Annotated in this window: 22 protein-coding genes and 1 tRNA gene; 5 read left to right on the top strand and 18 right to left on the bottom strand. The window is 54.6% G+C overall.

The genetic code is table 11. The annotated features are described in order from the left end of the window. Nucleotides 1-17: 17 nt before the first annotated feature. The 12 genes from rplL to ABJI08_RS22310 form a co-directional block, all read right to left on the bottom strand. Nucleotides 18-398 (bottom strand): 50S ribosomal protein L7/L12, encoded by a 381-nt coding sequence (gene rplL / locus ABJI08_RS22255; protein ID WP_348404045.1) that lies wholly within the window; start codon nucleotides 396-398, stop codon nucleotides 18-20. A 71-nt stretch (nucleotides 399-469) separates the two neighbouring features. Beyond that, complete coding sequence (gene rplJ / locus ABJI08_RS22260) at nucleotides 470-988, bottom strand: 50S ribosomal protein L10 (protein WP_348404046.1); 519 nt, start codon at nucleotides 986-988, stop codon at nucleotides 470-472. A 585-nt stretch (nucleotides 989-1,573) separates the two neighbouring features. Next, nucleotides 1,574-2,272: a 50S ribosomal protein L1 gene (rplA, locus tag ABJI08_RS22265; RefSeq protein WP_348404047.1), complete on the bottom strand. Its 699-nt coding sequence runs from the start codon at nucleotides 2,270-2,272 to the stop codon at nucleotides 1,574-1,576. Further along, the gene (gene rplK / locus ABJI08_RS22270) at nucleotides 2,272-2,697 is read right to left on the bottom strand and encodes a 50S ribosomal protein L11 (protein WP_348404048.1); all 426 of its coding nucleotides are present in this window, start codon (nucleotides 2,695-2,697) and stop codon (nucleotides 2,272-2,274) included. The genes rplA and rplK overlap by 1 nt, the downstream gene beginning before the upstream one ends. Before the next feature lie 105 nt (nucleotides 2,698-2,802). Then, complete coding sequence (nusG, locus tag ABJI08_RS22275; RefSeq protein WP_348404049.1) at nucleotides 2,803-3,336, bottom strand: transcription termination/antitermination protein NusG; 534 nt, start codon at nucleotides 3,334-3,336, stop codon at nucleotides 2,803-2,805. A gap of 191 nt (nucleotides 3,337-3,527) precedes the next feature. After that, complete coding sequence (secE, locus tag ABJI08_RS22280) at nucleotides 3,528-3,725, bottom strand: preprotein translocase subunit SecE (protein WP_348404050.1); 198 nt, start codon at nucleotides 3,723-3,725, stop codon at nucleotides 3,528-3,530. Nucleotides 3,726-3,798: 73 nt separating this feature from the next. Next, complete coding sequence (locus tag ABJI08_RS22285) at nucleotides 3,799-4,473, bottom strand: hypothetical protein (protein WP_348404051.1); 675 nt, start codon at nucleotides 4,471-4,473, stop codon at nucleotides 3,799-3,801. A gap of 278 nt (nucleotides 4,474-4,751) precedes the next feature. After that, nucleotides 4,752-5,837 carry a sn-glycerol-3-phosphate ABC transporter ATP-binding protein UgpC gene (gene ugpC, locus ABJI08_RS22290; RefSeq protein ID WP_348404052.1) on the bottom strand — a complete coding sequence of 362 codons (1,086 nt, stop codon included), beginning with the start codon at nucleotides 5,835-5,837 and terminating at the stop codon, nucleotides 4,752-4,754. A 4-nt stretch (nucleotides 5,838-5,841) separates the two neighbouring features. Further along, entirely contained in the window at nucleotides 5,842-7,500 is a 1,659-nt protein-coding gene (locus tag ABJI08_RS22295; RefSeq protein ID WP_348404053.1) for an alpha-amylase family glycosyl hydrolase, read from the bottom strand. A gap of 33 nt (nucleotides 7,501-7,533) precedes the next feature. Then, complete coding sequence (locus ABJI08_RS22300; protein WP_348404054.1) at nucleotides 7,534-8,682, bottom strand: carbohydrate ABC transporter permease; 1,149 nt, start codon at nucleotides 8,680-8,682, stop codon at nucleotides 7,534-7,536. A 12-nt stretch (nucleotides 8,683-8,694) separates the two neighbouring features. Beyond that, a complete protein-coding gene (locus ABJI08_RS22305; protein ID WP_348404055.1) occupies nucleotides 8,695-9,696 on the bottom strand; it encodes a sugar ABC transporter permease in 1,002 nt (333 codons plus the stop codon). A gap of 109 nt (nucleotides 9,697-9,805) precedes the next feature. Then, nucleotides 9,806-11,164, bottom strand: coding sequence for an ABC transporter substrate-binding protein (locus ABJI08_RS22310; RefSeq protein ID WP_348404056.1), 1,359 nt, complete (start codon nucleotides 11,162-11,164; stop codon nucleotides 9,806-9,808). Nucleotides 11,165-11,392: 228 nt separating this feature from the next. On the opposite strand from ABJI08_RS22310, the gene ABJI08_RS22315 reads away from it, so the two are divergent. Together ABJI08_RS22315 and ABJI08_RS22320 are read left to right on the top strand one after the other, a co-directional pair. Beyond that, nucleotides 11,393-12,430 carry a substrate-binding domain-containing protein gene (locus ABJI08_RS22315; protein ID WP_348404057.1) on the top strand — a complete coding sequence of 346 codons (1,038 nt, stop codon included), beginning with the start codon at nucleotides 11,393-11,395 and terminating at the stop codon, nucleotides 12,428-12,430. Between the two features lie 151 nt (nucleotides 12,431-12,581). Next, nucleotides 12,582-13,319 (top strand): SDR family NAD(P)-dependent oxidoreductase, encoded by a 738-nt coding sequence (locus tag ABJI08_RS22320; RefSeq protein ID WP_348404058.1) that lies wholly within the window; start codon nucleotides 12,582-12,584, stop codon nucleotides 13,317-13,319. Here ABJI08_RS22320 and ABJI08_RS22325 read toward each other — a convergent pair. The 4 genes from ABJI08_RS22325 to ABJI08_RS22340 all read right to left on the bottom strand — a co-directional run bounded on the left by ABJI08_RS22325 (nucleotide 13,316) and on the right by ABJI08_RS22340 (nucleotide 18,422). Further along, nucleotides 13,316-14,203 carry a DMT family transporter gene (locus ABJI08_RS22325; RefSeq protein ID WP_348404059.1) on the bottom strand — a complete coding sequence of 296 codons (888 nt, stop codon included), beginning with the start codon at nucleotides 14,201-14,203 and terminating at the stop codon, nucleotides 13,316-13,318. The genes ABJI08_RS22320 and ABJI08_RS22325 overlap by 4 nt on opposite strands. A 6-nt stretch (nucleotides 14,204-14,209) precedes the next feature. Next, the gene (locus tag ABJI08_RS22330) at nucleotides 14,210-15,148 is read right to left on the bottom strand and encodes an NAD(P)-dependent oxidoreductase (RefSeq protein WP_348404060.1); all 939 of its coding nucleotides are present in this window, start codon (nucleotides 15,146-15,148) and stop codon (nucleotides 14,210-14,212) included. A gap of 90 nt (nucleotides 15,149-15,238) precedes the next feature. Then, nucleotides 15,239-16,729, bottom strand: a complete 1,491-nt coding sequence (locus tag ABJI08_RS22335; RefSeq protein WP_348404061.1) for an altronate dehydratase family protein — start codon at nucleotides 16,727-16,729, stop codon at nucleotides 15,239-15,241. A gap of 1,459 nt (nucleotides 16,730-18,188) precedes the next feature. After that, nucleotides 18,189-18,422 carry a hypothetical protein gene (locus ABJI08_RS22340; RefSeq protein WP_348404062.1) on the bottom strand — a complete coding sequence of 78 codons (234 nt, stop codon included), beginning with the start codon at nucleotides 18,420-18,422 and terminating at the stop codon, nucleotides 18,189-18,191. Between ABJI08_RS22340 and ABJI08_RS22345 the strand changes: the two genes are divergently transcribed. Then, nucleotides 18,421-18,822, top strand: coding sequence for a tyrosine-type recombinase/integrase (locus ABJI08_RS22345; RefSeq protein ID WP_348404063.1), 402 nt, complete (start codon nucleotides 18,421-18,423; stop codon nucleotides 18,820-18,822). The two genes, ABJI08_RS22340 and ABJI08_RS22345, sit on opposite strands and share 2 nt — an antisense overlap. Nucleotides 18,823-18,966: 144 nt before the next feature. Here ABJI08_RS22345 and ABJI08_RS22350 read toward each other — a convergent pair. Then, nucleotides 18,967-19,042: transfer RNA gene (locus tag ABJI08_RS22350), tRNA-Trp, on the bottom strand. A 144-nt stretch (nucleotides 19,043-19,186) separates the two neighbouring features. On the opposite strand from ABJI08_RS22350, the gene ABJI08_RS22355 reads away from it, so the two are divergent. After that, a complete protein-coding gene (locus tag ABJI08_RS22355; protein WP_348404064.1) occupies nucleotides 19,187-19,879 on the top strand; it encodes a DUF374 domain-containing protein in 693 nt (230 codons plus the stop codon). 99 nt (nucleotides 19,880-19,978) lie between these two features. Continuing rightward, nucleotides 19,979-20,737 (top strand): Stf0 family sulfotransferase, encoded by a 759-nt coding sequence (locus ABJI08_RS22360; protein WP_348404065.1) that lies wholly within the window; start codon nucleotides 19,979-19,981, stop codon nucleotides 20,735-20,737. A gap of 71 nt (nucleotides 20,738-20,808) precedes the next feature. Here ABJI08_RS22360 and ABJI08_RS22365 read toward each other — a convergent pair. Next, nucleotides 20,809-20,888 (bottom strand): hypothetical protein (locus tag ABJI08_RS22365; protein WP_348403426.1); only part of this gene is annotated, 80 nt, incomplete at its 5' end.

A 20,888-nucleotide genomic window follows, 5' to 3' on the forward strand; every position in this document is an offset into this window, starting at 1 on the left:
GGCCTATTCCAAACTGATTACTTAACTTCGACTTCGGCGCCAGCTGCTTCCAGCTTGCCTTTAACTTCTTCGGCTTCGTCTTTCGAAACGCCTTCTTTGACAGCCTTGCCACCGGCTTCAACCAGCTCTTTGGCTTCTTTGAGGCCCAGGCCAGTCAAGGCGCGAACTTCTTTGATGACGTTGATTTTCGAGGCACCGGGCGACTTCAGGATAACGTCGAATTCGGTTTGCTCCTCCTCAGAAGCGCCACCGGCGTCGCCGCCGCCTGCTGCAACCATTACGGCGCCGCCAGCTGCTGGCTCGATGCCGTATTCGTCTTTGAGGATAGTTTTCAGTTCTTGTGCTTCCAGCAGGGTCAGACCCACGATGCTTTCGGCGAGTGCTTTCAGATCAGCCATTTTAGACTCTTTCCGTATATATGTATCTGTTCCAACGTCAGGTTTTCACCCACACGCGGTTCTCAAGTTGCTTACGCCGCTTCTGCACGATCCTCGATGGTCGACAGAATGCCGGCGATGTTGCTTGCTGGCGCGCCAATTGCACCGGCGATGTTCGAAGCAGGTGCGCCGATACAGCCCACGATCGAAGCAATAAGCTCCTCGCGCGAAGGCATTTTCGACACGGCCTGAACACCGGCCCGGTCCAGAGCGTTCTCACCCATTGCACCGCCAAGGATTTCGAACTTTTTGTTCTCCTTGGCAAAGTCTTCGGCCACTTTGGCAGCTGCCACAGGGTCCTCAGAGTAGGTCAGAACGGTCATGCCATCGAGGTATTCAGCAATGCTTGCGCAGGGCTTCCCCTCAAGGGCGATCTTGGCGAGCTTGTTTTTGGCAACACGTACAGCACCACCCGCATCACGAGCACGTGCGCGAAGGTCCTGCATGTCAGCAACTGTGAGGCCCGCATAGTGTGATACCACTACGACGCCAGAGCTTTCGAAGATCTGGCCGAGCTCGTCGACCAATTTCTCTTTCTGGGCTCTATCCACAGTTTTACTCCAAATTTGGGGATTGCTCCCCGGCTCATATTTGCACACCCGGTCGCGGATGCGCGTTCAGGTCCATACATAAGGGTCCGGAGGCCAGGATCGCTCGAAGGAAGCCTTCAAATTATTCTTTTCTCGTTTCCCATCTCAGGAAGGAATTATGAACTTTCGCTCACCCTCCGTCTTGGACAGGCCACCACCAACAGGAACCGATTGCTCGAATCCCGACAGAGATGGGCAAAGGTCATTTAGCGTCCGAGAGAGAGTATTGCAAGTGCCGAAGTGCACCAATCGTGGCCGTCAAAAAACGACCACGTATTAAAACGTATTCCGTAACCTTGCCAACTTTAACAAAAATACCCCGATATGGGAAGATCAAGTTGCGCACTACCCGCTCTCACTTCCCCATATTTCGACCAACAAACTTCAAATCCCAGCGGCCAAACACATACTATGTGTCCAAAATTCAGAAGCAATTTCTTGCGGGGTCGGAAATGAGACCCGACTCTCACACCAACTCAATCTGACTTCTTCCAACAAAAAAGGGCGCCCCAGTGGGACGCCCTAAACTCGTTCTGACGACGCAGCTTACTGAGCAGCGGCGTTGTCTACTGAGATTGTAACACCTGGACCCATAGTCGAGCTCAGTGCGATCTTTTTAACATAAGCACCTTTGGCGCCCGACGGCTTGGCTTTCAAAACGGCGTCCATAAAGGCGCGTACGTTTTCAACCAGCTTGTCTTCGCCAAACGAAGCCTTGCCAACGCCTGCGTGTACAACACCAGCTTTTTCAGCTTTGAACTGCACTTCGCCGCCTTTGGCGTTTTTCACAGCGTCAGCCACGTCCATTGTCACCGTACCAACTTTTGGGTTTGGCATCAGGTTGCGTGGACCAAGCACTTTGCCCAGACGACCAACGACGGGCATCATGTCTGGAGTTGCAATGCAGCGATCAAATTCGATGGTGCCGCCCTGAACGGTTTCCATCAGATCTTCGGCACCAACGATGTCGGCACCAGCAGCCTGCGCTTCTTCTGCCTTTGGGCCACGGGCGAAAACAGCCACGCGGACGGTTTTACCAGTACCATTTGGCAGACCAACAACGCCGCGAACCATTTGGTCAGCGTGGCGCGGATCAACACCCAGACAAATTGCGATTTCAACAGTTTCGTCGAACTTTGCCGACGCGCTGCCTTTGACCAGAGCAACAGCTTCTTCGACGGTCAGGTTCTCTTTGCCAGCAAATGCGTCACGCGCTGCGGCTGTACGTTTCCCAAGTTTCGCCATCACTTCACCTCGATGCCCATAGAACGCGCCGAGCCAAGGATGATCTGCATAGCAGCATCGATGTCGTTTGCGTTCAGGTCTTTCATTTTTGCTTCGGCGATTTCTTTCACCTGAGCAGGTGTCACCGATCCAACAGTCTCACGACCGGGCGTGTTGGCGCCGGATTTCAGCTTAGCAGCTTTCTTCAGGAAGTAAGACGCAGGTGGCGTCTTGATGTCCATCGTAAAGGACTTGTCCTGATAATAGGTGATCACGGTTGGGCACGGCGCACCGGGCTCCAGTTCCTGCGTCTTGGCGTTGAACGCCTTGCAGAATTCCATGATGTTAATGCCGCGCTGACCCAAAGCTGGACCAACGGGTGGGGATGGGTTTGCCTGACCTGCAGGAACCTGCAGCTTCATCGTACCAGCTAGCTTCTTAGCCATTTGGTTGTCTCCTTTTCAACACCCTCAGGACGCGTCCTTCGGGCCACAATGTTGTGTGGTCTGGTCCGGACATCGCGATGCCCTCGCCTCCCACGCTCACTCGACTCAGGTTTGTTTCGTGACCTGAGTGAATTCCAGTTCGACCGGTGTTTCCCGGCCAAAGATCGATACCGTCACTTTGAGGCGCTGGTTTTCGTCGTCGACTTCTTCGACCATGCCATCGAAATCTTCAAACGGTCCGTCGTTGACTTTTACTTTCTCGCCAATCTCGAAACTGATCAGTAGTTTCGGAGCGACTTCGCCTTCTTCAACACGCCCAAGGATGCCCTGCACTTCGGCGTCACGCATCGGCATTGGGCGGCCTTGCGGCCCCAGAAACCCGGTAACCCGGTTGATAGAGTTAATAAGGTGATACCCTTGGTCGCTCATCTCCATATGCACGAGAACATATCCCGGCATAAAACGGCGTTCCGTGGTCACTTTCTTGCCACGGCGAATTTCAATTACTTCTTCAGTCGGAACCAGAACTTCACCGATCTGGTCTTCCAAACTCTGCTCCTCGACCGACTGACGAATCTGCTCAGCGACCTTCTTTTCGAAGTTCGACAGCACGCTTACAGAATACCACCGTTTCGCCATCTGATCGTCTTTCCTGTCTTTGCCGGCGCTGTGCCGGACTGCTTATCAACTGCCCCGGTTTTTCGGGGATTAGGAACAAAAAATCGGCGTGTAACTCGAATCGCCACACGCCACATTCCAAAGTAGGCCAGCACCTACCGTTCCTATGCAATCATTTCAAGGGGCAAAGCCGCCTCAATCGCTTGGTCGGCTTAGCCGAACATGCCGAGGACACCCTGCAATCCGCTACGGATCAGAATATCAACCAAAGAGAAGAAAGCTGCCGTAAGCGCGGCCATAATGAACACCATTACGGTCGTCAGCAGAACCTCACGGCGAGTCGGCCAGACCACCTTCGAGACTTCAGCCCGGACTTGTTGGATAAACGTGATCGGATTGGTTTTCGCCATGACGCTTCTTCTTTGCCTTGATCAGAGGCTCACATACTTGGGCGTCGCATGAATTTCAAGGGCCGTTTGCAAGTCAGCCACGCAACCGGGCCAATCGGGCCTCAAAACGTGGATCTACCGGGCCTTCCCACGCGTCTTCCTCTGTAAAGGACTTATACAGAAACGGGTGCCATTTCCTGGGCAAAACACGGCTCAGCGCCGTGCCGCGCGCAGGATCAGCCCATACGTATCGTTTCAGCATATACAGCATAATGCGGCCCATCCGATCCTGACCGATCAGCGCCCCGAGCAACAACAATGAAAATGTGACCAGCGCGGCCAGAACGGGGATGAACAAGGGACGCCACACCGTCACCAATGCCAGAACCACCAAGGCCAGGCCGCGCGGCGTGGTCATCAGCTTTCGAACAATCCGGCCCGGAGCCTTTTCTGCGATGATCAAACGGCGGCGCGTACCCTTGTCGCTCATTTCGCTTTCTGATCCGGACTGATCTGCATGCGGAACTCCGTGCGTTTCAGCAGCCCTTCGTTCAGCACCCATCGCGCCGGAAACCTGCGCAAAATTCAGTGCTGACGGTGCTTCTTCGTGACCTTCAGCCTCGACAGCCTGTTCAGGTGCGCTTTCCTGGACAAGATCACGGATTGCGTCCAACGTCTCCCCGGTAAAGGGCGACCCGGATTCGATGATTTCTTCCCCAAATTGGCGCGGCGCCCGATCGTCGGACTTCGTCCAGTCTTCTTCACTCATCTCCGATACCTCAAAGATAAGACTACGGTCTCTTGGGGTTACTAAACCCCTTGCACTCTGTCGGTAGTGGCAGCTTCAGACCGAGTCATTTATTGGCAGTAGCACAATATCCATGAAGAAAAGGTTATTTGCGGGGCATTTTCAGGGCGAAATTTGGGCGCTCAGAACAGGCCCCTCCGACCCGAACAGCAATTTGCGCTTTACACACGCCCCCAACGACCAATTCCCGCACTTCCGCGTTAAGAAATCGTAAACGGCACTCTCAGCTCAATGTGTTTTCAAACGCGCATAGACTGGCCATTATGAAACAAGTGTATTTTCGCCGGGTCAGACGTCATCGATATCGTTTGGCCGCGTAATCCTTTGTGAATACCGGGAAGCTTTGCAATCAGACCGATGCCGTCGCCTTCGGTTTCAAAATACAATAACGTCACTTCGCCCAGCGCCTCAGTTATGTCGACACGTGCGGTAAAGATTGCGTCGCCTTGTGTGGCTTCCAAATCTTCAGGCCGAACACCTATGTTGACGACTTTTCCCATGTCAGCGTCAGTCGTCGGAATATCCGACACAGCAACACCGCCCCCCTCAAGCGCCACAGTTGTTTGCGACCCGGTCCCACTTATCTTGCCCGGCAAAAGGTTCATGGCCGGGGAGCCGATAAACTGCGCAACAAACTCGTTTTCCGGCCGCTCATAAAGGTCCAGTGGCGTGCCAACTTGCGCAATCCCTTTGTTGGCCAGCACAACTATTCGGCTGGCAAGCGTCATTGCCTCCACCTGATCATGCGTCACATAGATCATCGTGCGATCCGGCATCGCCTCCTTCAGGCGCGCAATTTCGATGCGCGTCGCCACACGCAATGCGGCATCAAGATTTGAGAGCGGTTCGTCAAACAGATAAACCTGCGGATCACGCACAATAGAGCGCCCGATTGCGACGCGCTGCCGTTGCCCCCCCGAAAGCGCCTTTGGCAGGCGATCCAGGAACGGTTCAAGTTGCAGAACCTTCGCAGCTTCGTCGACTGCCGTGCGAATTTCATCCGGAGATTTCTTTGCAATTTTCAACGCAAACGACATGTTCTCACGCACTGTCATATGCGGATAAAGCGCATAACTTTGGAACACCATTGCGATACCGCGCTGCGCCGGCGGCATGTCATTCATGATCTGACCATCAATCGTCAGCTCGCCGCCTGTGATTTTTTCTAGCCCGGCGATCATCCGCAAAAGCGTTGACTTACCGCACCCGGAAGGTCCGACAAACACAATCAGTTCGCCCGGTTCAATGTCCAGATTGATGTCCTTTAGAACATTGACGGCGCCACCATATGTCTTCTCGACATCGCGAAGTTTCAGTTCAGCCATGACCTCACCCTCCTTTTTTGACGGCGATACAGCACTGCCATCCACCCAGATTTAACGTCTTATTTGACGGCTCAACGGCACCGCGCAAATCACCCGCCGCATTTGTCCAATGGCCGTCTGGGAACACAACTTGCCCAGGCTCAGCCCCCAGATTGAAGGCGCAGAATAGGATTTCACCTTCGGTCGCTCGAACAAAGGTAAGGACGTCGCCATCCACCCTCATGTCTTCTTGCCGCCCCTTCATCAAAGCAGGATGCGCACGCCGCAGCGCAATTGCCTTGCGATAGTGATGAAGAATTGCGTCGGCATCATCTTCCTGATGCGCAACCGATTGCTTCAAATGCCCACTGTGAACGGGCAACCAAGGCTTACCCGCAGAAAATCCTGCACTTTGATTTGTACGTTCCCAAACCATCGGCGTGCGGCATCCATCCCGACCTTTAAACTCCGGCCAGAATTCGATCCCATAGGGATCCTGCAAATCCTCAAAGGCCACGTCCGCCTCGGGCAATCCCAGTTCTTCCCCCTGATAAACACAAGCAGACCCCCGCAGACACATCATCAACGTCGTCATCAAACGCAGCCCGTGTTGATCCAATCCCCACCGGGACGCATGGCGCATGGTGTCATGATTTGAAAACGCCCAACAGGGCCAGCCATCCGCCGCAACCTCTTCTACACGCGCCATGACCTCGTCGATTTCAGTGGCCGTGGGCTGATCATTGGCGAGAAATTCGAACGCATAACACATTTGCATAAGATCATTGCCCGCAGTGTATTCGCCCAGAATTTCCAACCCTCGCTGAGCATCGCCAACTTCACCCACCGCAGCCGCACAATAGTCGTTCATGATGGTCCGTAATTTGCGCAAAAACTCCAGATTTTCCGGCTGGTTCTTGTCGTAGAGATGGTTTTGGTGGTTGTACGGGTTCACCTGAGGCGCAATTGTTGCATTGCGCAATTCCGGCGCAAGCGGCGGGTTATTTCTGAGCTGTTGATCGTGAACATAAAAGTTGATCGTATCCAGACGAAATCCATCGACGCCGCGCTCTAGCCAGAAATGTGCCACATCCAGCAAAGCTTTTTGCACGGCTGGCTCGTGAAAGTTCAGATCAGGCTGAGAGGACAGAAAGTTATGCAAGAAATATTGCATACGCTGACCATCCCATTGCCAAGCCGATCCGCCGAATATCGACAGCCAGTTGTTAGGCGGCGTTCCGTCGGGTTTTGGATCTGACCAGACATACCAATTGGCTTTTGCATTGTCGTGGGAGATGCGACTTTCAGCAAACCAGGGATGCTGATCAGATGTGTGGCTGAGCACGAGGTCAATCATGACCTTCAGCCCAAATGAATGTGCGGCCTCGATAACAGCGTCAAAATCAGCAAGCGTGCCGAACATCGGGTCGACGTCGCAATAATTCGACACATCATACCCAAAGTCCTTCATGGGGGACGTAAAGAATGGCGAAATCCAAATCGCATCAACGCCAAGGCTGGCGATATACGGCAGGCGGCTGACGATGCCGTTAAGATCGCCAACACCGTCGCCATCGGAGTCCTGAAAGCTGCGCGGATAGATTTGATAGATCACCGCACCGCGCCACCAATCCGGGTCTTTGGCAAGATGAGTGAGAGACGTTGTTTGAGCTTTGGCGTTCATGGGACAGCCTTTATTCCAAAGAGGTGTTCGCGTTTATTTGACAGAGCCAGCCAGAAGGCCGCGCACGAGATAACGTTGCATTGAGAAGAAGACGACCAGTGGCACCGAAATGGACACAAAGGCTGCCGTCGCAAGAATTTCCCAGTCACCGCCACGCGTGCCGAGCATTTCAACAATGCGGCTGGTCATAACTGTGGTCTTTCCCGTCGCGTCGATCAAAAAGACCTTGGCCACAAGCAAGTCGTTCCACGTCCACAGGAACTGGAAGATCGCAAAGGATGCCAATGCCGGGAAGGAAAGCGGCAGGATGATCTTGATGAATATCTGAAATTCCGTCGCACCATCAACGCGCGCGTTTTCAATGATATCGCGCGGCAAACCAACCATGTAGTTGCGCAAGAGATAGATCGCCAATGGCAAACCAAATCCGGTATGGGCCAGCCAGACACCAAGGTACCCTTTGCCGATGCCGATATTGAGATGCAGCTTCAACAGCGGAATCAACGCCAGCTGCAGCGGAACAACCAACAGACCGACAACAAAGGCAATCAGCAGTGCTCGGCCCGGAAACTCCATCCACGCCAGCGCATAAGCCGCAAACGCAGCCACGAGGATCGGAATGATCGTCGCCGGGATTGTCACGGTCAGGGTCGCCATAAAGGCCGCCCCCATACTGTCGGATGCCGTTCCGGAAAACAGCACGTGTTTGTAGTTTGCCAGCGTGAATTCCGGCGGCGTCAGCGCTGTGACAAAGACCCGTTGCCCGCGATTTCCTTCAAAGGCCACGGTGTTTTCAAGACGGTAGTTGCCCAAAGTGTCGACAGTGATCGTACCGCCCCGACGCAATTCGCCGGTTTCGCCCGGTTGAAACGCGTTGATGTCGCGCGAACTGATACCCCAGGACGAAATTTCAGCCTCAAAATCATCCGCAAAGAGCTGACCCTCGATCACGTAGAGATCGTTAACCAGTTTCTGCGCATCTGGGCCATCAGCCCGAATGGTGAGGTTCTGCTCTGCAGGGAACAAGGCTTTCCACCAACCGCCGGTGACAATCTGATCCGTTGTGCGGAAGGAGGACACAAACAGCCCCACAGTCGGGAACAACCAGAGCATCACCAGCAGGGCGACCGAGATATGTACAACCCACGTGAGGGTGGATTTCTGTCCAGCGATATTGTCCATAAATCCGCTCCCCTATTTCATTTCGTTGCGCGCGTTGCGCACGTTCCAGACAAGGATCGGCGTAACGAGCAGCATGATGATCATGGCCGAGGCTGACCCCATGCCCCAGTCATTGGCGCGGAACAGTTTGTCGAACATGTAATTGGCAAGGACCTGCGTTTCCCACTGGCCATTTGTCATGGCAAAGACGATGTCAAAAACCTTGAGCACAGCGATTGTGATGGTGGTCCAGACCACAAGGATGGTGGTCTTGATCTGAGGCACCTTGATCTTAAAGAAAATCTGAAACGGGTTGGCTCCGTCAACAATGGCGGCTTCGACGGTTTCCTCGGGGATGCCACGCAGGGCGGCCGAAAGAATAACCATGGCAAAGCCTGTCTGAATCCAGATCAGCACAACCATAAGAAAGAAATTGTTCCAAAAGGGAACGGTAAGCCACGTCTGCGGGTCCGTTCCGCCGAACCATATATAAAGCGCGTTGAGAACACCGATTTGTTCCAGCTCGATCGGGCGCGCGTCATAGACCAGCTTCCAGATCACCGAGGCACCAACAAGCGAGATCGCCATCGGCATGAAAATCAACGATTTCGCAATCCCACCCCACTTGATGCGGTCAGTGAGCTGTGCTGCCAGCAAGCCAAAGCCGGTCGAGGCGGCGGGCACAACAAGCAACCAGAGCGCGTTGTTGCGCATAGATTCCCAGAATTTCGGCTCTCCGAACATTTGCGTGTAATTGCCCAGGCCGATGAATTCGTTGTTCGACCGCGTGTCCAGCAATGAAAGCCGCAATGTCTCAAACACCGGGTAAGCCAGATACAGCGACAGGGCAAACAGAGCCGGAAACAAAAACAGCCAAGGGCGAATTTGGTTTGCGCGGTTGATATTCCGCCCTGCATTCGGGCCTTTGGCCGGGTACAGAACTTTGTCGAGAAACAAGTTGGACAGATAGAAATATCCGACACAGCCAGTGACCCCAACGGCAATTGTAATGACGCCTAAAATCGCAGGATGCATAGCGTCCTCCCTGAAAATGGCTCATGGACCGGTGAACTGGAAAGAGATGCGGTCCGGTGGCGAAGATCAACTTTTCGCCGCCACCGGATACATTATTGGATGAGCAAGCTTACTTCAGCGCATCCCAGCTGGCCTGAATTTCATCAGCCACGGTTTGGGCATCTTTGCCACCCGTATAGTCAACCATTCCGGTCCAGAACGTACCAGCTCCAACACCGCCCGGCATCAGGTCCGATCCATCAAAGCGGAAGGTTGTCGCATCGATCAGAATCTGACCTTGCTTGCGCAAAGTGTCATTCAGGTACGCTTCCAGATTCACACCCTTGTGGGGCGTCAGGAACCCGGTTTGCGCCATCATGATCTCATGCGAGATCGGAAGCTGCAGAAACTGCATCATCTCACTGGCAGCATCCGACGGATCCGTGATCGCCATCAATGTGCCACCGCCAAGAACCGGGTTGCCCAATTCTTTGCTTTCATATGACGGGAAGTAGAAGAAATCCGCATCTACGCCAAACTCGACATCTTCCGGGAAAAAGGCCGGAACGAAAGACGCCTGACGGTGCATGTAGCACTGAGGTGGTGACGCAAAGAGCCCCTTTGGGCTGTCACGGAAATCGGTCGAGGCGACGGCCCCGGCCCCACCCGACACAAAAGCATCATTGCGGGCAAACCAGCCGAACTCCTCAATGGCCCCTACAATCCGCGGGTCGTTGAAGGGAATGTCGTTGCTTGTCCAACCATCATAAACATCCGCCGGCTGCGTACGCAGCATGATGTCTTCAACCCAGTCGGTCGCAGGCCAACCTGTTGCAGCCCCTGAACCCAAACCAATGCACCAGGGCGTTTCGCCCTCAGACGCAATCTGTTCCGTCAGAGCGCGCAGCCCTTCCATCGTGGTCGGCACGTCATACCCAGCGTCCTCAAAATTCTCCGGATTGTACCAAACCAACGATTTTACGTTGACGTTGTAAAAGAACCCAAACAGCTGATCGTTACCGCTTGAATCCGCATAAGTGCCCAAATCGACCCAAGATTGCCCGGCACCATAATTGTCACGAACCCAATCACTCATTCCGTCAGGCAGCGGATACAAAAGACCACGTGACGCCATATCGGCCGCCAGACCGGGTTGTGGGAATACCGCAATGCTGGGGGCCGCGCCCGCTTCAGCGTCAATCACGATGTTTTGTTCGAAGCTGTCCGACCCGACATAGCTGACATCAGCACCCGTCGCTTCTTCGAAATAGGCCAGCATATTGTCGAAATACCCGTCCTCTGGCGAAAGCCACGGTCCGGAAATTGTCAGCGACTGCCCGGACAGGTCCGGCGCGCCTTCGGCCCATGCATTATAGCTGTCCCAACTAAAAGGGCCCTCGCCCGGTTTAAAGGCAAGATGTCCGTCGGCATGCGCAAGACCGGCGATCAATGCCAACCCGGCCACACCTGCAAAAAGTGACGTTTTCATGAGTTCCTCCCATTGAACTGCAATAACGAAAGAGCCTTGGCACCGAAATCTTCCAAAGCGCTTTGAATGCCCATTTTAAACCCCGAGTCGCGCACTCGTGTCAACAAGAATTAGTTTTTTACTCAAAATAATTATAGAAAAAGGCGCAAAAGAACGGTATCCCTGTGAGAACCGCCGAAACGCCTCAACTGTTTCAGGCTCCATTTTTTGAAAGCGCTTTGAATGGCGATGAACCTAAAGAAACTGTCTCAGGAACTGGGGCTATCCCAAACCACGGTCAGCCGTGCTTTGAACGGATATCCAGAAGTTAATGAGGCGACACGGCAACGTGTCAGGCTGGCAGCAGAGAAATTCAACTATCGCCCCAACAGCCGCGCTAAAGGATTGGCGACCGGGCGCGCTATGATGATTGGTCACGTCATCCCGACATCGACGCAGCACGAGATGGTCAATCCGGTATTCGGAGATTTTGTTGGGGGGGCATCTGACGCATATTCACAGTTCGGATATGACATGATGTTTGCCCGGGTGGGCGATCTGGACGAAGCCAATGTCTACCGCGAACTCAAGGCCAAACGGTCTGTAGATGGCGTCATTCTTCAGGGCCCATTGGTCGACGACGCCCGCATTCCGCTGCTCAACAAACTGGGGCTGCCCTACATCGTTCACGGGCGCTCAACTGGCATTTCCGAGCCCTACAGCTGGGTCGACGTCAACAACAAAAGGTCCTTTCAAAGAGCAACCGAATTTCTGATCGATTTGGGACATACCCGCATCGCGTTGGTCAATGGGCTCGAACACATGGATTTTGCCCGTCGTCGACGGGAAGGATATGTTCAAGCCCTGAAACAAAGAGGCATCCCCATTGATTCAGCCTTGATGCGCAGTGCAGAAATGACCGAAGTTTTTGGCCACCATCAGACCCGCGATATGCTGCAAGGCGATCACCCACCAACGGCTATTCTCGCCGCTTCAATGATCACTGCCATCGGCGTACGTCGCGCAATTGAAGAGGCTGGATTGAAAATGGGCCGGGACATCTCGGTTATCACCCATGACGATGATCTGTCGTACCTGAAAAACGGACAAGACGTCCCGATCTTTACGGCGACGCGATCTTCGGTCCGAAAGGCAGGTGAAATTCTTGCCGGTCACTTGATCGAGCTGATAAATGAACCCGGACGGACGCCAATCGAAAAAATGCTCGAAGCCGAGCTGGTGGTCGGTAGGTCGACAGGACCGGCAACTCAAGGAAATGCGACTTAGCTGAGTTTTTCGATGCAATCCGACATCGCCCATTTTAGATAAAAGTCTGCCGTATGGGTGTTAAGGTGGCTGTCTGAAATCGGCCACGGCGTATCAACACATCCACAAAGATTTGAGGCACGGCAACCATTCACTCAGACAAGGCAAACCAATGTCAAAAACGATTATAATCAGCGGCGCTGGCGGTGGTATCGGCAAGCTTACAGCAAAGATATTTCTGGACGCAGGATGGCGTGTGGGGCTTGTGGGACGCACTCCCGAACCGCTTGAGACCCTCGCCGCACAACACCCCAATGCACGCGCAATGCCGTGTGATGTGACCGATGAAATACACGTCGAACAAGTCTTTGGCGACGCAGTGCAGGCATGGGGACGCCTCGATGTGCTTTTCAACAATGCCGGTGTCAGCCTGGGGTCAGCATTGATTGACGAGATCGATGTAACAGCATGGCGCGATCTGATTGATATCAACCTCACCGGCTCATTCATCTGCGCCAAAACCGCCTTTGGCCTGATGCGAGCACAGGACCCTCAAGGCGGACGCATCATCAACAACGGATCGGTCTCCGCTCAGGTTCCGCGCTATGGCTCTGCTGCATACACAGCCTCTAAACACGCCATCACAGGTCTGACACGGTCTATTTCACTGGATGGGCGGGCCTTTAACATCAGCTGCGGACAAATCGACATCGGCAACGCCCTGACGGAAATGGCTGCGAAAATGACCAAAGGCGTACCTCAGGCAGATGGGTCTGTTGCCGTGGAACCCGTGATGGATGCCAGCCACGTCGCGACATCCGTGCTGCATATGGCCCAACTTCCACCCGAGGCAAATGTGCAGTTCATGACCGTGATGGCCAGCGCCATGCCCTATATCGGACGCGGCTAGGGCGCGCGCTTTTGCCGTTCTCTCAGCCAGATATATAGCCCCGATCCGATGATGATCCCGCCGCCAACTAGCGTGTAGACCGTCGGCCATGTGTCAAAGACTAGGATGCCCGCAATCGCGGCAAACAAAATCTGGCAATAGACCACGGGCGACAATAACGCCGCCTCTGCGTATCGATGTGCGACGGTCGCCATGACATGGCCGATCATTGCAAAACACCCGATACCAAGCAGCACGATCCACGCCAGCGTGCTGTCTGGCCAAACCCAACTGGCAGCCGCAAAGGGGAACAGCACAATCGTGGGAAACCCGGAACCCCAGACCTGCATTGTCGCATTACTTGCAACGCCAGCAAGCAGGCGGGTCATAATAAAGTAAAGCGCCGCAGAACTGACCGCACCAAGTGTATAAAACATTGCCGGATGCCATTCTGCGCCCCATGGCTGGGTGACAACCAGCACGCCCACAAATCCGACACAAACCGCCGCAAACCGCCGCAATCCGACTTTTTCACCCAATATAGGGATGGCGAGCAGCGTGATAATGATCGGCATCGAAAACATAATCGTCGTCGTGACGGTGATCGGCAGATGGCTTAGCGCAAAGAAGTTCAGAACCGTTGACCCCAAAAGCGCCAACGCCCTCAGACCCTGAAGGAACGGGCGCTCACTTCGAAAAACCGCAAACCCTTCGCGCGGCAGAAAGAACACCAGCCCGTAAACGAAACTCCCTGCATAGCGCGCAAACGCCGCCTGAATTGGCGAGATACCCACAAAGATCAGCCACTTGGCAGAGGTATCCACACAAATGAACAACGCCACGGCGACAACCATCAAGGCGACGCCGACGGCTGCTTTTTCTTCACGCGGCAGAACGCCAACCATCAGCGTTTATCCATTCCTGGACTGCGCCGTTACCCAATCGACAATTTGTGGCACCAGATCGCCACCGGCGCCGTCTTCTGTTGCGGCGGCATACATCGCAGACGAAGCCTCAGACATGCGGTTTTCAAGTCCAAGATCACCTGCCATCTGGCGAAAATATCCAAGATCCTTGGACGCATTCGCAATGGTGAATTCCATCTTGTTTTCGCCACCGACCATGTAGGCGCTGACCATGTCCAGCATCATCGAATGCAGCGGGCCAGACCCAACCACATCATACAGCGCGCCACGCGATATACCGGCCGCATCCGCCGTGGCATAGGCCTCAGAGATGGTCGCGACAAAGGTCATGCCAATGTAGTTGTTCAACAGCTTGATCGTGTTACCCGACCCAAGCGGACCCAGATGAAAAATGTTCTCGCCAAGCTGATCCAGGATTGGTTTTGCACTATCAAATGCCTCTTGCGAACCGCCAGCCATGATATTGAGCTTACCGTCAACCGCCGATGCCGGGGTCCGGCCCAGCGGGCAATCCATATAGTGCACGCCCTTCTCAGCCATCGCCGCACCGATTTTCTTGGTGGACTCAGGCAAAGACGTCCCAAAATCGAGAACGATCTGACCGTCCGATACCGCCGACAGGATACCCCCCTCGCCATAGACAAGGTTTTCGACCTGTTCAGAGGTGCTGACACACAACATCACCACGTCGCTCGCCTGCGTCAGCGCGCGCGCTGACGTGGCTTCCTGTGCACCACGGGCCAGGGCCTGTTCGACGCCGGTTCGATCGCGGTTTCCCATAACCACAAGGTCATGCCCGGCATTCTGCAGGCATTGGACCATCGCACGCCCCATAAGGCCCAGGCCAATAAATCCAATTTTCATTGTGGTATTTCCTTTTCTACTCCGTCGAAACTTTCGTGCGCCGCGTCTGGGCACGCGCACTCAACTTGATCGCAGGCTGCATATTTTCCACCCGGATTTCGCTAAATCTGTACGGGACAGCCCCGCCAATGACCAAAAGCCTGATGTTCATTACATTACGGCACCAATTTGCCAAGGCACGAACTCGTAATCGCCCAAGCCCTGCGCTTCGGATTTCGACATACTACCCGAGGCCATTTCAAGCCACATGTCAAAAATCTGCTGCCCAACCTCTTCGACACTCTGCCCATCTGACAGAACTGTTCCGGCATTGATGTCCATGTCGCCAGTCAACCTGTTGTACATATCTGTGTTGGTGGCAACTTTCATCGATGGGCTAGGCTTTGCCCCAAATGCAGACCCACGCCCGGTGGTAAAACACACCAGATTACAACCGCTGGCGATCTGACCGGTCACGGACACCGCGTCAAATCCGGGACTGTCCATGAACGTGAACCCCTTGGCCGTCACGGGCTCAGCGTATTTGTAAACCCCCGTCAAAGGCGTCGTGCCCCCCTTTGCCGCCGCGCCCAGCGACTTTTCAAGAATGGTGGTCAGTCCGCCCTTTTTGTTCCCATGCGACGGGTTGTTATCCATGCTGCCGTGATTGCGGGCAACGTAGTCTTCCCACCAGTCAATTAGCCTCAGCAACTTATCCCCGGTGGCACGATCAATCGCGCGCGCCGTCAACAAATGCTCCGCTCCGTAAATCTCGGGCGTTTCGGCCAAAACCCCCGTCCCCCCCTGAGCGACCAGCAGGTCACAGGCATATCCAACCGCAGGGTTCGCCGTCACCCCGGACCACGCATCTGACCCGCCACATTGCAAAGCAACCATCAATTCCGACGCGGGCGCCTCTTCTCTCTCAAACGCATTCACATGCGGCAACATCTCTTCGATTTTCCGGATTCCCAGCGCGATCGTTTTTTCCAATCCACCGACATCCTGTATGTTCATTGACTGAAACAACGGACCCGGCGTCAGACCATAAGCTTCTATCAACCAGTCAATCTGGTTGGTTTCGCATCCAAGTCCGGCCATCAAAACGCCTCCGACATTTGGATTACGGGCATAGCCCCACATCACCCGCTGCAACGCTTCAAATCCATCACCTGAACTGGCCATGCCGCACCCCGTACCGTGCACAAACGCAACAACGCCATCCACATTCGGGAACGCGGCTAAACGCTCTGGTGTGAAATGCGCAGCGATCATTCGGGCCGCCGTAGCCGAACAATTCACGCTGGTGAGAACGGCAAGGTAATTTCGCGTCCCAACCCGCCCTGTCGCTCTCCTAAAACCGCGAAAACTATGCTGAACAAGCGGCACCTGCGCCGGTTTCAGATTTGTTGAAAAGGCGTAATCAACGTCCACAGCGCGAAATTCAAGGTTGTGAGTATGCACATGGGCGCCAACTGCGATATCCTCTGCCGCATAACCAATGACCTGCGCGTATTTCAATACTGCGTCACCCTTGCCAATCGGCTGACAGGCCATTTTGTGTCCATGCGGAATGCGCTGCGTTGCACCGTCTTGCCCAACGTCCAAAGGGCGAATGGCGGTGACGACATTATCCTGATCCGAAAGGCGCACAATATTCATAGTCGAATTCCCATAGCTTCACTTGGTCAGGCACACGAAATCTCAAACCGTTTTAGGTCAAAAAAACACACCGACAGGGTGCTGCCAAGACATTGGCATACGCGCGTTTTGGCTTCAGCCGAGGTTTGGGCAGAATTTCAAACCCAATCTCATAGCACTCCCAATACAATGGCTGCTGACCTGCGGCCAGCCAATGCACCAAAACATAGCCAGTTCCCAAGCACATAACACGCCCATAAATCGACCAGGACGGAACCCCGGTCCCCGCAAAACCTGCCACACCATCGCACTTCAGTCCCAATAAGCAACATCACCGTTGGCGGCTGTGCACGCCCAACCAAATCGGTGCTCCAAAATGGATCATCAACATCAGGCAGGAATTCTGATCTGGCAAAGCGCGTCCTTCGATCGCCGCGCTGACGCCGACAAGGCAAAGTCCCGAATTTTTGACGCGAATTTCAGTCTACGGAGATTTTCACCATAATGTGCGAATTCTGTTGAAAAACTCTTCCTTGATTGAGCCGCGCAGTACTGATTCAATTCAGGTACAGTCGTGTCCATTTGCTGCGATAGCATCGCAACAAACTTCGGACCGGCCAACTTCTCGAATGTCGAACGAACCTCAAATGCATCGTTCGTGTTCATAAGAGGCGTGAAACGGACTGTTCCCCCTGCCAAGACGTTAGCCACGCGCTCCACAGAGAGATACTTGTACAGATATCGCGGCGGCGGTGGTGGATTGGCCTAATCTAAAATCACATTCACGCCGTCCAAGCGCATCCGGATGGCGGTGTCTTTAATCCAAGCCTTGTGTTCCTGATCGTCCCAAGAATACGAGATGAATGCGGTTGGAGCTACGAAATGGACGTCCTGCATGTGTTCCCCGGTGGTGATAAGCGTGATCGGCATAGTGCACGTCTCGCAGCTTGTTGGCCTTAGCTGGCGCAACTGTTTCGGAATCTGGAAACTGCCTAGTTTTTAAGGGAAGCGTTCTTGTAACAGGGGATTCTGTCGGCGCTATTTCTGTTGCCTTCAACGTGGATTTGAGGGCCAGTATCAATCTAGCCGCTCCCGACGAACTTCTGGTAAACTCTGTGTCGGAAAAGTCCTCGACCTGACAGTGCTAAATTCCAGAGGCGGCTCACTATCATCAATCCTAACAGGAAAAAGCACATTTCTCTTTAGCCCGACACGCGCTTCGTTCCTGACCCATTGGCGATCCACTGAAATCTTGCTCCAAATGACCACGACCGCTTGAGCTTGATCTAGCTCTGATTCAATTCGTCTGTCCCACGCTTTCCCCGGCGACAGGGCCTCATCAAAGAATGAAGAAATTCCCTCCAAACTCAATACTTCCTCCATCCCAAATCAGGGAGTTTACAGGAAGTGTCCCGGGAGTCCGTACATATCTACAGTCAGGGCTGGCGGGTGTTCAGCGGTTCCATGGACCGCCATGGGATCAGGCCGACTTCCGTCCATATCGGGCGCGATTGATGCGCTGCTCGGTGGCTTTGGCCAGAGTCCTGATCGCTTCTATCCGCTCGACCAGAAACACACTTTCGACCGACTGCGTGTCGGTGTCGTTCAGTTTGGCGACCAGACCGTCCAAGTCCCGCGCCGTGCGACGGAGCGAGGCCTCGACGCTGGCGTGGGTGCGGGCCTCGCGATCGGTGGTGTGCTGGACGGTGTTCATGGGCCACTCTCTGCTTCTGTCGGTGCCTCGTGTACGGACGGCGGCACGTAACTTGGGTGTCACGGCTGGGCTGCACTCGCGGCGGCATGGCGGGATTACCCATCTGCTCGAACAGGGCGTTCCTCTGGAGACGGTATCCAAGTTCGCGGGCCATGCGGATACTGGCATGACGTCCTCGACCTACGGATGGGTGACGGAGGGTCTGGCGCAAAAACAGATTGCCGAAGTCTCGGCGGGTCTGTCGCAATCGCAACCTGCCCCAACTGAAACGACGCCCATGGCGGACCTGTCGGCTGACGTGATGCTGAAAGCGATGGAGTATGCCCAAGCCTCGGGCCAGCCTCTGGACGTGGTTTTGTCTATTTTGCGGGGCGAACACACCTTGAAAGCGGCTGAATAGCTGCGCATGCGTTGCGCTTGTTGTGTGTGGTTGTGTGTGTTGCGAGTACCAGAATGTTACTTTTTGGCGTTACTTTTAGCCTAACAGCCCTTGCACCCTGTCAGGGTGAAGTCTCGCAAGGCTTTGTTTTACTGTAGGAAAGTTTGGCAGGGGCAGCAGGGTTCGAACCCGCGACCTACGGTTTTGGAGACCGTCGCTCTACCAGCTGAGCTATACCCCTGTGGTGCGGCATGTCCTAGTCCAGCCTCGCGCCAGAGGCAAGAGGGAATTCGCCGAATTTGCCCCCTTCCGCCCGCCAACCCGTCGCCGGGCTGGCCTCAGGACATGACCTGCTCTAAGACGGGGCAACAAAAAGGACGATCCGGTGAGCCTCAGAAAGAAAATTGCCAACAGCAAGCGCGTGCAGAGCTTTGTCACAACTCTGATCGAGCGTCACGTCCGCAAGTGTTTCCGCAGTTCGACATGGGACCGGACCGGATTTGAACCCATGGAGGACTCGTTGCAGGCCGGGGAACCGGTGATCGTGGTGCTGTGGCATCAGCGCCTGATGATGTCGCCCTATTTGTTTCCGACTGATCTGGGCCGCATTTTCACGCTGACATCCGACGCCCGCGCAGGCCGTCTGGCGGGGCAGTTTCAAACCCGGTTTGACATGGAAACCATTCCCATGAGCTCGCACAAACGGCACGTGGCCATGTCGCGTGAAATTCTGGGCAAGATCCGCGAAGGCTATTCCATTGGCATCGCCGCCGACGGGCCACGCGGACCAGCCCGCATCTGCTCGACTGTGCCCCTTGTCTGGGCGCGCGCGTCGGGAAAACGGGTCTTTGTCGTGACCTTTTCTGCGGACCGCGTGCGCGAATTGTCCACGTGGGACAAAATGTGGATGCCCCGCAAACGGGCCAAGGGCGTGTTGATGTGCCGCGAATGGACCACGCCTGTGCCCCGCAAAACCACGCCCGAAGAATTTGAGGCTTTGCGCACCAGTCTTCAGGGCGCGCTCAGTGATCTCAGCAATGAAGCAGACACACGCGCCGGGCGCCAACCCCAAAACTAAACAGACCTGAATGCAACTCTGCAAAACCTTCCAGACCATTGATCTACGCGCGCGGTAAGTACTGGAAATACCCGGCAATTGCTGCAAGATTAACGTTGCATGACCGACCGCCCAAAGCGATCTTATATTATCTGTACCGCCCCGCGCAGCGGCAGCACGCTTTTGTGCCGCATGCTCAGCGCGACTGGCGCAGCCGGCCAACCAGACTCGCATTTTCATGCACCTTCTTTTGAACGATGGCTCACGGTTTACGATCTGAAATCAGACGCATTTTCATCCCAACGTGACACGCTTCACGCAATATTCGACGCCGCCATCGCGCGCGGCTCTGGCGAAGGCAACATATTCGGTCTGCGACTTCAGCGTGATAGCTTTGCTTATTTCATGCAACAACTCGGGGTGATCACCCCCGGTCAAATGAGCGATGTTGAGAGAATTGAGAGCGCCTTCGGGCCCACGACGTTCATTCACCTCTCCCGACCGGACCGGTTGGGGCAGGCCATATCACGGCTGCGCGCAGAACAAACTGGCCTGTGGCATCGACGTGCAGATGGGTCCGAACTGGAACGTCTCGCACCAGCGGCAGACGCCAAATATGATTCACAAGCCATTGCCGACTACATGGCGCATGCTTCGCAGCTTGATGCGGCGTGGGAGCGTTGGTTTAACAGCGCGGGCATTGCGCCATTTCGAATTGACTATGACAATCTGGCCAAAGACCCACACAACACATTGGCCGATGTCTTGTGCCACTTGGGCCTGAACCCGGCGCAGGCACATCTGGTAGCCCCGCCAACCGCACGGCTTGCTGACTCGGATAACCTGAGATGGCGAAACTGGTTTTTGGCAGCGCAATAACTGCCCCCGCACACAAAAAGGGCCGCTCTTTTGAGCGGCCCTTTTGTCATGTCTTTTGGTCAGCCTGAGGCTTAGGCGATGACTTTGGAGACAACGCCGGAACCAACGGTGCGGCCGCCTTCGCGGATCGCAAAGCGCAGGCCCTGTTCCA

Origin of the sequence: Shimia sp. (assembly GCF_039969785.1) — a bacterium.
Taxonomy (GTDB): Bacteria; Pseudomonadota; Alphaproteobacteria; order Rhodobacterales; family Rhodobacteraceae; genus Shimia.

Excerpts from the sequence above, each read along its gene's own strand:
- ABJI08_RS22325 (WP_348404059.1), bottom strand. The coding sequence starts at position 14,203 with ATGGTTGGCGTTCTGCCGCGTGAAGAAAAAGCAGCCGTCGGCGTCGCC.
- ABJI08_RS22315 (WP_348404057.1), top strand. The coding sequence starts at position 11,393 with ATGAACCTAAAGAAACTGTCTCAGGAACTGGGGCTATCCCAAACCACG.
- ugpC (WP_348404052.1), bottom strand. The coding sequence starts at position 5,837 with ATGGCTGAACTGAAACTTCGCGATGTCGAGAAGACATATGGTGGCGCC.
- secE (WP_348404050.1), bottom strand. The coding sequence starts at position 3,725 with ATGGCGAAAACCAATCCGATCACGTTTATCCAACAAGTCCGGGCTGAA.
- ABJI08_RS22345 (WP_348404063.1), top strand. The coding sequence starts at position 18,421 with ATGGGCCACTCTCTGCTTCTGTCGGTGCCTCGTGTACGGACGGCGGCA.
- ABJI08_RS22295 (WP_348404053.1), bottom strand. The coding sequence starts at position 7,500 with ATGAACGCCAAAGCTCAAACAACGTCTCTCACTCATCTTGCCAAAGAC.
- ABJI08_RS22300 (WP_348404054.1), bottom strand. The coding sequence starts at position 8,682 with ATGGACAATATCGCTGGACAGAAATCCACCCTCACGTGGGTTGTACAT.
- ABJI08_RS22360 (WP_348404065.1), top strand. The coding sequence starts at position 19,979 with ATGACCGACCGCCCAAAGCGATCTTATATTATCTGTACCGCCCCGCGC.
- ABJI08_RS22335 (WP_348404061.1), bottom strand. The coding sequence starts at position 16,729 with ATGAATATTGTGCGCCTTTCGGATCAGGATAATGTCGTCACCGCCATT.
- nusG (WP_348404049.1), bottom strand. The coding sequence starts at position 3,336 with ATGGCGAAACGGTGGTATTCTGTAAGCGTGCTGTCGAACTTCGAAAAG.
- rplL (WP_348404045.1), bottom strand. The coding sequence starts at position 398 with ATGGCTGATCTGAAAGCACTCGCCGAAAGCATCGTGGGTCTGACCCTG.
- ABJI08_RS22285 (WP_348404051.1), bottom strand. The coding sequence starts at position 4,473 with ATGAGTGAAGAAGACTGGACGAAGTCCGACGATCGGGCGCCGCGCCAA.
- rplK (WP_348404048.1), bottom strand. The coding sequence starts at position 2,697 with ATGGCTAAGAAGCTAGCTGGTACGATGAAGCTGCAGGTTCCTGCAGGT.
- ABJI08_RS22320 (WP_348404058.1), top strand. The coding sequence starts at position 12,582 with ATGTCAAAAACGATTATAATCAGCGGCGCTGGCGGTGGTATCGGCAAG.
- ABJI08_RS22305 (WP_348404055.1), bottom strand. The coding sequence starts at position 9,696 with ATGCATCCTGCGATTTTAGGCGTCATTACAATTGCCGTTGGGGTCACT.
- ABJI08_RS22340 (WP_348404062.1), bottom strand. The coding sequence starts at position 18,422 with ATGAACACCGTCCAGCACACCACCGATCGCGAGGCCCGCACCCACGCC.
- ABJI08_RS22310 (WP_348404056.1), bottom strand. The coding sequence starts at position 11,164 with ATGAAAACGTCACTTTTTGCAGGTGTGGCCGGGTTGGCATTGATCGCC.
- rplA (WP_348404047.1), bottom strand. The coding sequence starts at position 2,272 with ATGGCGAAACTTGGGAAACGTACAGCCGCAGCGCGTGACGCATTTGCT.